Genomic DNA, 12,416 nt, shown 5'->3' on the forward strand with positions numbered 1-12,416 from the left:
GTTTTTCTCCTATTCTTTCAAGGCTCCAATCATTACGCCTTGATTAAAATATTTTTGAACAAAGGGATACAACAACATAATCGGAGCGGTTGAAATAACAATTGCTGCATATTTCATCATATCAGCTTTGATACGAAGATCTGATGCAACTTCTCCTGTTGCTTGCGATTGTAACATTTGATTACTAATTAGTAAACGTCGTAAAATTAATTGCAATGGCTGTAAATTTTCATTCGTTAAATAAATTAAAGCATTAAACCACGAATTCCAAATACCAACTGCAGTCCAAAGTCCAATAACTGCTATAATAGCTTTTGATAACGGAACAACTATTTTAATAAAATAACGAATTGTACCACAGCCATCAATTTGCGCAGCCTCCCACATCCCGTCTGGAATACTATTATTAAAGAAAGTTCTAGCAACAATAATATTGTATGATGAAACTGCAAAAGGTATTACCATTACCCAAAATGTATCAATCAAGCCTACATTCTTTACTGTTAAGTAGGTAGGAATCAAGCCACCTGATACAAACATAGGGATTATGTATAGAATACTCATCCACTTTCTACCAACTAATTCTTTTCTAGATAAAGCATAACCAGCTGGAATATTGACTACTAAAGCAACTAAGGTACCAACAACAGTATATAAAATGGTATTTAAATAGCTACGCAAAAATAAAGGTTGTTGAATAAGACGTAAATATCCATCTAATTTCCATTCTCTAGGAATAAACCATACCTTCCCATTTGCAACATCTGAAGGATTACTAAAAGATGCAATCACTACAAACCATAACGGATAAACAATTAACAGGATAAGGAAAATTGCTAAACCATAGGTAACTATATCAAATAATAATTCAGAGTTTGTTTTTCTTGATTTATGAAACCATTTCACCTTGAGCACTCCTTCCTTTAAAAAAGACCCGTTCTAGTATATCTTTTCGAGAACCAGTTAACAGATAACAAAATTATTAGATTGACTACGGTGTTAAATAACCCTATAGCTGTCGAATAACTATACTGAAAGTTCACCATACCAACTTTATAAACATAGGTCGAAATTATCTCACTTCCTGCTAAATTAAGTGGATTCTGCAGTAGTAACACTTTCTCAAAACCTACACTTAATAAACTACCTGCTCTTAATATTAATAAAATCATAGCAGTCGGCAAAAGCAATGGTAATTCTATATGCCGAATTTTTTGTAACCTAGAGGCACCATCCATAGTTGCAGCCTCATAATATGTAGGATCAATTGCAGAAAGCGCCGCCAGATAGATAATACTATCCCAACCAATATGTTGCCATACATCACTCCAAACATAAACACCTGCAAAATGACTAGGTTTTGATAAAAAATCTGGAATAGTGATTCCAACAGACTTAAATACATTCGCTAACAAACCACTAGTAGGAGATAAAAATAAGATGATCATCCCACACATAACCATTGTAGAGATAAAATGAGGTAAGTAAGTTGTCACTTGAAATATTTTTCTAAATTTCCCAACCCTTAACTGATTACTAATGATAGCTAGTATAATAGGTAAGGGGAATCCTACTACAATACTATAAAGTGAAATTTTTAATGTATTGAACATAGTTGTCCCGAATTGGAATGATGAGAAAAATTGAGTAAAGTACTTAAATCCTACCCACTGACTAGCAAAGATACCATTGGCTGGTGAATAGTCTTTAAATGCAATAATTAGTCCCAACATGGGAATATAGGAAAATAAAATTAATAGCAATATTGAAGGAAAAAGTAATATATATAACGGAATACTATGCTTTAATTTTATTTTATGAAGTTGAGATGCTACTTTCATGTTTTTCCTCCCATCTGATTTTCTACGATTATTTTACACCATATAGAATTCCCTTAATAGAACTTTTTGGACTAGGTTTATCAATTTTTCAGTTTTTTTAATTTTAAAAACTATTACTTTTCCGACATCTTGATAAAACATATCTGTTTTGTTACATGATATCGTATTTTCAAAGTGCTATAATTTTAAGAGGAGAATAGTATATGAAATTAAATCACGACTTATCAAAAAAACATTCCATTCATTTTTTCTTTAAACTCCTACTTGTACTACTATTGATAAATATTTTAATCAATATTGCTATGAGTAACATAACCAGAAATTTTATTAAAAACCAAAATATAGTACACCTACGTAGTTCAATTGAAATTTATGCTGATTCTGTTAATGAGAAATTGCATTCTGTAGAACGCTTTATGTACTCAACAATAACACATAATGAATCTTTAGAGAACTTAAATCATGTACAAACGTTTCTTGAGTATCAAGAAAATCTTAAAAAAGTTCAAACTAGCTTTATAGAGTTTGAATATCAAAATGAAACTCATATGACATTCTTATTAGAAACCGATAGTACTGATCATTTTATAAATGTCTCCAATCTTTATATTCCATATGAAGATTATCTACTGTTAAAATCGAATCTAAAATCATTACGTAGTAATATAAGTGACCGTAAATGGAAAAATATAACTACTAAAAACAGCGAATACTTAGTTAAATCTGTTCATTACGAAGAAAAAATCATTTATGCCGTCATATCTTCAGAAGATATCCTAAAACCTCTCAAAAAACTCAATATTGGAAATAATGGTAAACTTTCTCTAAAAGAGCCTAACAATATACCCTCCGAAAACTACCTAATTCATGCTCAAAATGAAAAAACGCATTTACCTTTCGATATTTATGTTTTAGTCGATTATGCCGAAGTCTTTAGAAATATCACACTCTTAGAGGTATTTTTATCAGCTGTTCCTATCATTATCACCATTTTATCAATCATCATTATCCTGTATATCCGTCAATGGATGATTAAACCAATAACAAGACTCACTGAACGGCTCTCTCAACTTGGGGACTCCATCCCCCCTTCTGAATTTTTTATATCTGAAGGTATACTAGAAATTGATAAGGCAAATGATAAACTTAATAAAGTAATTTTTGACATGCAAGAATTAAAAATACGAGAATACCATTCACAACTAGAACTTAAGAAGATTGAACTTAATTATCTTAAGAACCAAATTCGTCCGCATTTCTACTTAAATATGTTATCAATGATTCATAGTATGCTTCAAACAAAAAACTACAAGGAAATTGAAGAGTTAACTATCCTAACTTCAAATTATCTCCGTCATTTATTTATGGCTAATCAAGATTTTTCAGAACTTAAAGATGAAGTTCAGCATATTAAAGATTATTTAGAAATACAACAAATTCGATATGGAAATAGCATCTACTTTTCACTAAACTACAATGATGACCTACAAAATACTCTTGTCCCATCATTACTGTTACAAACATTTATTGAAAACACAATCAAACACGGTTTTTCATTTCAGGATTTATTTACAATTTTGCTATCGATAAAAAAAGTAAAAACTGAGAACTCAGATTACATTCATATTTGTATCGAGGATAATGGTCCAGGTTTCTCTGAAGAAATTTTATCAAAACTAAATCAGAAACAGTCTCTAATAACAGAAGATGGACATCATATCGGGATCACAAACACCATCGAACGTTTAAATCTTCTCTATCCTAATGACTATAGTATTGCATTTGAAAATAATGAAGAAGGCGGGGCTAAAATTCTTTTACTTATTCCATACAAGATTATAGATGGAGGTTATAATGAACATCTTATTAGTTGATGACGATCGTTTTATCATTGAAGCTTTACGAGAGAAAATAAATTGGGCTAAACTACACATTGACACTGTTTATGTTGCCTATAGCCTCACTCAAGCTCAAAATATTATTAGAGAGAATCCTATTGATCTCATGATAAGCGATATAGAAATGCCTCAAGGTAGTGGTCTCGAACTCTTATCGTGGATTAGAAATGAAAAATATGATATAAAAACAATTTTTTTAACCAATTACGCCGACTTCAACTATGCTCAAAAAGCAATTGAATTACAAAGCTTCGAATACTATCTAAAACCCATTAACTTTGAAAAATTAGAATTTATTATTCAAAAAGCCATTAGTAAAATTGAGAATCATAACTCAAACGGGAAAAATGATGCACTTTTACAAATAGAAGATAATTTCTGGTATGATTACCTTAGAAAACCTCAAATTTCTCGCATTGATGAGCTAGAAAACATAGCAAGCAAACAAGGTTTTATTCTTAAAAAACACCAATATTTTTTCCTTGCAGTTTTAACAATCAATCTTAATGAAGAAGATTATTCTGCAGAAACTCCATCATGGACTTCTCAACTAAAAAGAGAACTTCAAAGAATTTCACAACCTTCTTATAAGCTGATAAGTTTGTTCAAGATGGAAAGCCAGGTTGATCAATATGTTTGTCTCTTTAGAGTAGACTCATCCAAACGTAGTGACAAATTGGCATATGAAATTCATTCTCAAATTTCTAATAATTTTAGTAAATACTCAAACATTATATATAAAAGCTGCCACAAACTATCCGATATTTTATTTCATACCAAAGAACTCTACACTTATAATGAACAATATGTTTCTTATTGGAATACTATTACATGTGTTCCACATAGTTTTCCAACTTCCTTTAAAACAGAAACTCTTTCAATTACTTTTTTAGATAGCTTAAGTGAATACGAATTAAGAGAAAAAATTAATTCACTTGCCTATAATTCTCAAATTCCTACTTTCACACTACAGCAAATTTTACTAGATTGGATTCAACAAATAGGAATATATCTAGATCAAAATGGAATCTCGGCACATAAATTATTCCAAAACAGCACTCATGATTTCTTATTCCAACGACGCTTTCATTCAATTGAATCTTTTCAGGATTACTTTGATTATTACTGGTCGCATGCTAAGAAATTTGCAACAAACATTGAAAACCAGAAAAATAGTATTCAATGCATTGTCGAATACATAGATCATCACTACTATGAAGATATAAATCGTTCTATATTAGCAGATATGGTTTATCTCAGCGCAGATCATTTGGCTAGAATTTTTAAAAAAGAAACTGGAGAAACTCTTGTTAAATATATAACGGATAAGCGCATTAATGCTGCTAAATCTCTCCTATCTCAAACAGATATCTCGATATCACAAGTATCCTGTCAAGTAGGGTATGATAATTATTCTTACTTTACTAAAATTTTTAAACAAAGGACTGGACTTTCTCCTGGAGATTACCGTAAAACTTATCAAAACAAAATGTAAGCAATCTAAATCATTGAAATGATAAGTAAAATTCAAGGTCTGTAGTAATTTTTGAAATTCTACAGTTTTTCCAAAGATAGCCCCATAAACTTATTTGAAATTGCTAATAAGGTAACTTCTTAAAAAGTCAGTTTGAGAAAAACAGCCCGTAAATATTTCTAGGATGAAACGTATACTATCAAGCTTTTACACGCCTGATAGTATGCGCTTTTTATTTGAATACTTGCTACAAAACCTCACAAGATTTACTATCATGCCATACCAAAATGGACTATTTTTTAATTGCAGAAAAACACTATTTCTAAATACTTAGAAATAATCAAACGAATTAAATATTATTTATAAATATTTGAAAATAATCTTTATTTGTATTATACTATCTTTGAGGTATCTATTATGAACTATATTAAAAGACCACATTATTTAGACTTTTTAAGAAGACATCGTGACCGACAAATCATTAAGGTTGTGAGTGGAGTTAGACGAGCTGGTAAATCTGTGCTTTTTCAACTCTATAAAGAGGAGTTACTAGCAACTGGCGTAGACGAGGATCAGATTATATCCATCAATTTTGAGGATCTGAGTTATTATGACCTGCGACATTTTCAAACATTATTTACTTATATAAAAGAGCAGTTAGTTGAAGAGAAAACATACTATATCTTTTTAGATGAAATTCAATATGTTGAAAAATTTGAACTGGTAGCAGATAGTCTATTCATCTTGCCAAATGTTGACCTCTATTTGACTGGATCAAACGCTTACTTTATGAGTAGCCAATTAGCTACAAACTTGACTGGTCGGTATGTTGAGATAGAGGTCCTTCCTTTGTCATTTGAAGAATACCTATCAGGTCAATCTCTCTCAGAGAATCTGAATACAACAGAAATTTTTAACAATTATCTCTTTAGTGCTTTCCCTTACTTATTGCAAACATCATCTTACGCTGAAAAAATTGATTATCTAAGAGGAATATATAACTCAATACTGTTAAATGATATTGTCACTAGATTGGGAAATCCAAATCCTACTATTATTGAGCGCATTGTCCGAACCCTTCTCAGTAGTACAGGTAGCTTAATATCAACAAATAAGATTCGTAATACCCTAGTCAGCCAAAACGTTTCAATATCCCATAATACTTTAGAAAATTATTTGACGACTTTGACAGATAGTTTACTTTTTTATTCTGTTCCACGTTTTGATGTCAAAGGTAGAGCATTATTGCAACGCTTAGAAAAATATTATCCCGTTGATTTAGGTTTACGACACCTCTTATTGCCAGACCACAAAGAAGACATTGGGCATATCTTGGAAAATATGGTGTATTTGGAATTGAGACGTAGATATTCACAAGTATATGTTGGTAATTTAGATAAATATGAGGTTGATTTTGTTGTTGTAACTGATCTTGGTCACTACGCTTATTATCAAGTCAGTGAAACAACACTTGCTCCAGAAACACTAGACAGAGAACTTAGACCACTAGAAGCCATTAAAGATCAATTCCCCAAATATCTATTAACAATGGATACAATTCAGCCAACAGCCAATTACAATGGTATTGAGAAGAAAAACATTATAGATTGGTTACTAGAAAAGTAGATAAATATAAATCATGTAGCTAACTAAATTTGCAACAGTCTGTTATCAATGATTCTACCCAAACCCTAATAATATATAGTAAATTTAGAACACATTATCTAATACAGACACTTGAAAGATAAAATGGAATCTTTAACTTCTGGAAGTACTATTATTACTCAAAATGATGAATCTCCATAGAATTAATGAAACTATAAATCAAACGGAACTATAATGAAAAAGAGACCAAGCAATCAAGCTTTAAAATCCTAAAAACGCATACTATCAGGTATTGAAAAACTTGATAGGATGCGTTTTATTATGGAAATATTTCCTTCATTTTCTCCTGAAATAGGTTTTTGCTAGCCTATTTTCTCTATTTCTAATGACTTACTTCAGCTTCTTACCTCTTAGGAAAAACATCAAAAGGCTGAACTATCAAAGTTTGGAATTATCCAATCCGATGAACAATATGTCTTTACTTATATCGATATGAAGGGTAACGTTAATAGCCCTCTACACTCTGACTATCTTAATAATAAAATGAAATCTGTCAAACGTCGTCATCCTGAACTTAAGCATACTACACCTCATAAATTACGACATACAGGAGCAACATTAGCAAAACAGGCTGGAACGTCTATTGAAGCTATTTCTGAAGCTCTAACCCATAGTGACACGATTTCAACTAAGACTTATGTCAACACTTCAAATGTCATTCCAATGGCTGTTGGAGAGATTGCCTATCGTAATCTTAAAAAGTAATGGTGTGAACCATGAAGTGTTGTAAATGCTGTATTGTAGCTGGTTCTTAACGTTTAGAGAACTGGCTAGCTTTACGAGCTTTCTTAAGACCTGGTTTGACAAGGGTCTGTTTCAGATAATTTTAAAATAGCCTAATATCAATAACTAATTGTTTTCTAATATCCCTTAATTTCAAAAAAGTTTGATTAAATTTGATTGAAATAGGGAAATTTATTTAATAAATTGCTCAGTGTTTATAAGTCAACAATGCAAAAACTATAAAAAACGAGTTCAACTCCTTCTTTGTCAAATAACATAAAACATCTGAATCAGAAATACTCAAGTATAGAGCTTAGCTTCTCATTGCGTTCATTATTGAGTTTTCTTTTAAACTCAATAGTTCTTTAAAGTAATCTATATCACTGTTTCTATTTGTTGTTTCAAAAATATATCTCCGATAAGTGTCTTCATGGTTAAAATTTATTTTAGGAGTTCGAAATATATGATAATACACATCAATATTCTTTTCTTCAAGTAGTCGTTTTGCATCCATATGAATTTCTAATGACACTTCAATATCTCGATGCATAAACTCATTATCGTTAAGCATAATGTATATGATAGAAGCTACTAAAAATGTCATCCCACCAATAGGTTTTTCACCCCAAAATGCATTATTACTACTAATCCGGCCGAATTGTAAAGTAGTTTTTCCTAATTCGAATGAATTAACCATCAAATTTGCTTCAGAAATAATTTTACCATTAAAATATAATTGAAATCGAGATCCAAGTTTTAGAAAAGACAGAAAGCCTTCATTCTTATTAAAATCTTTATAGCTGTATTTTGGATAAATTTTTCCGTTCCAACCATCGCCATCTATTGTAAAATATAAGTCTTCCGTTGTAAGAAATATATTGTTTCTCTCATCAGACTTGAAATTGTTTCTCTTATCAGACTTGAAAATTTTACTAATCCAACTATTTATCTTATTTTTTATCTTATACATTCTAAATTCCTAGTATTCTATTTTCTTAATATTCTACAGTCTATCACTGCATGTATATTATAACAAAAATATGTTCAAGAAAACAACTATTTTGAAATCCTTGTCTGTTATAACAGATTTGATATTCTGATATACTACATAAGAAAAGGAAATATACCTTTAAAAAATCTTTTCTAATGTTTATAAAGTTTTCTATTTAATCGTACATTCTTATTTCCGAAAGATAATGATTTTCCCGAAAGAAATAGATCAACCTAAAAAATTACTGTATTACTTATGTAATGTTTCTTTAATATAATATAGAAATAAAAAGTATGTAAATGAAAAGATTTATCACATTACTTTTAGTGTCTCTATCTACAATTTTATTAATTGCATGTTCTAACCAATCAAGCAATTCTTTAGATGGCGAATACCGTTGAATAAACGAGAGTAGAAATGAAGTTGCCTTTACCATTTCAGGTAACAAAGAAAATAGCAACAAAGGAGAGGCCGACACCTTTACAATTGATAAAGATAGTGCAACAATCGAACTGACTGGCTCTAATATCATAAACCGAAAAGAGAATTATACCTTCAAGGATGACGTATTCACTGTAGATATTTCAGGAACAAAGCAGGAGTATTACAAAAAGAATAGTGAAGAAATACAGCGACAAGTAAAACCCTCAAACTATTTGATATTCTTTATACAATAAAAACGCTTTCGGGGTCAGTACACACCCGCATAGCGGAGTTAGGCGGACTAATAGTCACATAATAAAAATTTACTTAAAGTCAGATTTTAAATACTGTAGAATAGTTCTTTCTAAAACTTACTCCCAAATTTTTTTGTAGGTAAATAAAATTCAGCATAAGGTTTCTCTAACACATACAATGATATAAACTGACATGATAAAAAATGAACATAACGAATATTATTTTCTGAAATTTCACAAATTTTCCCGTGTGCTATACTATTTCTAATATCGACTAATTCATGAATTATTCTACTATTAATTTCAAAAAATTTTGTTTTAATCTTCGGATTCAGAAATTCATAATTTTCAGCTATTTTTATTTTTAGTTGATTCCATGCTAGTAATATCCTTGTATAATTTCGACCTTTAAGAAACCTATCTAAAGAGTTTATAAGATCTCCAGATAAATTATCTATAGAATCTATATCTAATTCTGTTGATAGTGAATCAGTTAATAAATTATTTAAAAATGATTGTGTTTGAACTTTACGTTGTTGGTGTTTAGTTTTATAGAATAATCTTTCTCTTTCTATCACTAGTTTAGCAATTATCTCAATTGGTTTGAAACACATCAAAAATTCATCTTCAATATATTCTCTGTATTCATGTTGCAAACCAATACTATACATTCTCATTAAATCTAATATAAGTTGACGTTTTTTTCTATTTTTCTTTCTATTTAAACTATTTTCAATTATTTGCAATTTTGTTAGCCATTGAGACATCTTATCTTGTTGTTTTACCTCTGGTAAAACTTCATTGTATTTTGATATACTTCTTATAACAAGAGGTATATTAGTAAAAAATGACAAAATAGTTAAGCACTCTTCAATGTTTTGCTTTTGATCTGAAATGACTTGCAAATACTTATTTTCCTTAGTATATATGAACTTTAAAGTACATCTCCAAAATTTGAAGCATGCTCCGTTAGGTAAATCAAAGGCCGTTCCCCATGTATCCCATATATCATCGAACTCATTAAAATCTATTATTGCCGTATACATTAATATAGCTCCTTTATAAAATAAATATGTTATTTCAGTTTAAATATTCTATTAGACGATTACATTTACAGTTTTTTATTTTCTTCCAAAATCTTTTTTCGTTCTTCCATAAACTCAATCAACTTTTTCTTAAATACTTCCTTTTCTTTTCAGTCAATCCTTTTAAGTTCATACGGAAAAGTAATCCAATGTTGTCTAATTCATTTGATTTTTCTTCTGAGTTTCCAACTAAATAGTCAACTGTAACATCCAATACTTGTGCAATCTTAACAAAATTTTCCTGTGTTGTTTTTTTAATCCACGTTCCCATGAAACATATGCCTGTTGGGAAATTTCAGCTATTTGAGCTTGTGTTAGTTTTACTTGTTTCCTTAGTGTTTTCAAGCGTTCTGAGAATTCCATATGTTACCTCAAAAAATTATTTTAAATTCTTGTAGAAAAATGTTGACATCCACAACCATAGGTTATTAAATACAATTAACAACTTTTAGTTGTATAGCGATTAAAAATAATAACCTTATATTCAAGGCTAAATCACAATCTTTAAAAAATTAAATAAACAGTGTGTCTAACAACCAGAGGATTGATTGTCAAAACTACACTAAACTTCATACCTTTATTGTAAATGTTTTTGAAAAAAAGTCAAGTCCTTATATGGTTGAAGTGAAGATATAAAACATTTGGTAACTTTGTTTAAAATCTGTACTATATACCATATATTTATTATAATATGCTTTTTTAAAACTAAGCAACTATATTATGGATAATGCAGGATTCCATAGAATGGGTAAGCTAGAGCGCTTATGTGAATAATTTGGGCATAAACTTTTACCACTTCCTCCCTACTCACCTGAGTACAATCCTATTGAGAGAACATGGGCTCATATCAAAAAGCACCTCAAAAAGGTATTACCACGTTGCAATACTTTTTTTAAGGATCTTTTGTCTTGTTATTATTTCAATTGACTATAATTTCCCTAAAACAATAAGGTAAACTTTGAGGTAAACTTTTTAAAAAAACACCCCATGGTGTGAACCATGAAGTGTTCCGAAACGTTGATAGTATAGTATTGATTAACGTTTTGAGCCAACTGGCCTTGGTCCGGTCGCAGCCACATTTGCAAGCGACTAAAGTCGCAACAACTGTGTCAATTGCACCAATTTAGTAAGAAAGTACAAAAAAGAACACCCCGAAAGGTGCTCTTTGTAAGTATAATAATTCTTTCGAATTAACGTTTACTAAATTGTGATGCTTTACGAGCTTTCTTAAGACCTGGTTTCTTACGTTCAACTTTACGTGAGTCACGTGTAAGAAGTCCTGCGCGTTTCAATGAATCGCGGAAGTCTGGGTCTACTTGAAGAAGGGCACGAGCGATACCGTGACGGATAGCTCCTGATTGACCAGCGTATCCACCACCTACAACGTTAACGAAAACGTCGTATGAACCTACAGTTGAAGTAACTGCAAATGGTTGGTTGATGACAAGACGAAGGTCAGCGTGTGGGATGTACTCTTCAACATCTTTTTTGTTAACAGTGATTTTACCAGTTCCTGGAACAAGGCGAACGCGTGCAACAGCGTTTTTACGACGTCCAGTACCTGCATATTGTGCTTGTGACATACTTTATTGTTCCTTTCCTTAGATAAGTCCTGAAATGTCAAGAACTTCTGGTTGTTGTGCAGCGTGAGTGTGCTCAGCTCCAACAAATACTTTCAACTTCATACCTTGAGCGCGTCCAAGTGTATTGTGCGGAAGCATACCTTTAACTGATTTCTCGATCAAACGTACTGCATTTTTAGAACGAAGTTCACCTGCAGAGATTTGTTTCAATCCACCTGGGTGGTTTGAGTGAGTGTAGTAGATTTTATCAGTTGCTTTTTTACCAGTCAATTTAACTTTTTCAGCATTGATAACAATCACAAAGTCACCTGTATCAGTGTGTGGTGTAAATGTTGGTTTGTTTTTTCCGCGAAGTACGCTAGCAACTACTGCAGAAAGACGTCCAAGTGGTACATCAGTTGCGTCAACTACGTACCATTTACGTTCAACTTGGCCTGGTTTAGCCATAAATGTTGTTTTGTTCATGATTTCTCCTATAT

General features: G+C 31.0%; 9 protein-coding genes and 4 pseudogenes. 6 read left to right on the top strand and 7 right to left on the bottom strand.

From position 1 onward, the window contains the following. Positions 1 to 9: 9 nt before the first annotated feature. Together SP4011_RS09830 and SP4011_RS09835 are read right to left on the bottom strand one after the other, a co-directional pair. Positions 10 to 906, bottom strand: coding sequence for a carbohydrate ABC transporter permease (locus SP4011_RS09830; RefSeq protein ID WP_000870790.1), 897 nt, complete (start codon positions 904 to 906; stop codon positions 10 to 12). Between the two features lie 17 nt (positions 907 to 923). Further along, positions 924 to 1,841, bottom strand: coding sequence for an ABC transporter permease (locus SP4011_RS09835; RefSeq protein WP_000861540.1), 918 nt, complete (start codon positions 1,839 to 1,841; stop codon positions 924 to 926). Positions 1,842 to 2,044: 203 nt separating this feature from the next. Here SP4011_RS09835 and SP4011_RS09840 point away from each other — a divergent pair, with 203 nt between their 5' ends. The 4 genes and pseudogenes from SP4011_RS09840 to SP4011_RS09855 all read left to right on the top strand — a co-directional run. Next, entirely contained in the window at positions 2,045 to 3,715 is a 1,671-nt protein-coding gene (locus tag SP4011_RS09840; RefSeq protein WP_338619134.1) for a sensor histidine kinase, read from the top strand. Then, positions 3,696 to 5,234 (top strand): response regulator transcription factor, encoded by a 1,539-nt coding sequence (locus tag SP4011_RS09845; RefSeq protein ID WP_338619137.1) that lies wholly within the window; start codon positions 3,696 to 3,698, stop codon positions 5,232 to 5,234. The genes SP4011_RS09840 and SP4011_RS09845 overlap by 20 nt, the downstream gene beginning before the upstream one ends. A 396-nt stretch (positions 5,235 to 5,630) precedes the next feature. Next, positions 5,631 to 6,839: an ATP-binding protein gene (locus SP4011_RS09850; RefSeq protein ID WP_338619139.1), complete on the top strand. Its 1,209-nt coding sequence runs from the start codon at positions 5,631 to 5,633 to the stop codon at positions 6,837 to 6,839. 351 nt (positions 6,840 to 7,190) lie between these two features. Further along, positions 7,191 to 7,583: pseudogene (locus tag SP4011_RS09855) on the top strand (tyrosine-type recombinase/integrase); the annotation flags it as partial. Between the two features lie 331 nt (positions 7,584 to 7,914). Here the strand turns inward: SP4011_RS09855 and SP4011_RS09860 are convergent. Beyond that, complete coding sequence (locus tag SP4011_RS09860) at positions 7,915 to 8,571, bottom strand: hypothetical protein (protein WP_050242557.1); 657 nt, start codon at positions 8,569 to 8,571, stop codon at positions 7,915 to 7,917. A 320-nt stretch (positions 8,572 to 8,891) separates the two neighbouring features. Between SP4011_RS09860 and SP4011_RS09865 the strand changes: the two are divergent. Next, positions 8,892 to 9,269: pseudogene (locus SP4011_RS09865) on the top strand (hypothetical protein). Between the two features lie 110 nt (positions 9,270 to 9,379). On the opposite strand, the gene SP4011_RS09870 reads toward SP4011_RS09865, so the two are convergent. Both SP4011_RS09870 and SP4011_RS09875 read right to left on the bottom strand, forming a co-directional pair. Continuing rightward, complete coding sequence (locus tag SP4011_RS09870) at positions 9,380 to 10,315, bottom strand: hypothetical protein (RefSeq protein WP_050242558.1); 936 nt, start codon at positions 10,313 to 10,315, stop codon at positions 9,380 to 9,382. A 65-nt stretch (positions 10,316 to 10,380) separates the two neighbouring features. Further along, a pseudogene (locus SP4011_RS09875) lies at positions 10,381 to 10,717 on the bottom strand (helix-turn-helix domain-containing protein). Between the two features lie 339 nt (positions 10,718 to 11,056). On the opposite strand from SP4011_RS09875, the pseudogene SP4011_RS09880 reads away from it, so the two are divergent. After that, positions 11,057 to 11,281, top strand: a pseudogene (locus tag SP4011_RS09880) (transposase); the annotation flags it as partial. A gap of 263 nt (positions 11,282 to 11,544) precedes the next feature. On the opposite strand, the gene rpsI reads toward SP4011_RS09880, so the two are convergent. Together rpsI and rplM are read right to left on the bottom strand one after the other, a co-directional pair. Further along, entirely contained in the window at positions 11,545 to 11,937 is a 393-nt protein-coding gene (gene rpsI / locus SP4011_RS09885; RefSeq protein WP_000075973.1) for a 30S ribosomal protein S9, read from the bottom strand. A gap of 18 nt (positions 11,938 to 11,955) precedes the next feature. After that, entirely contained in the window at positions 11,956 to 12,402 is a 447-nt protein-coding gene (gene rplM / locus SP4011_RS09890; RefSeq protein WP_001044624.1) for a 50S ribosomal protein L13, read from the bottom strand. Positions 12,403 to 12,416: the final 14 nt, after the last annotated feature.

The organism is Streptococcus parapneumoniae, from assembly GCF_037076355.1.
In the GTDB taxonomy this organism is placed as follows: Bacteria; Bacillota; Bacilli; order Lactobacillales; family Streptococcaceae; genus Streptococcus; species Streptococcus parapneumoniae.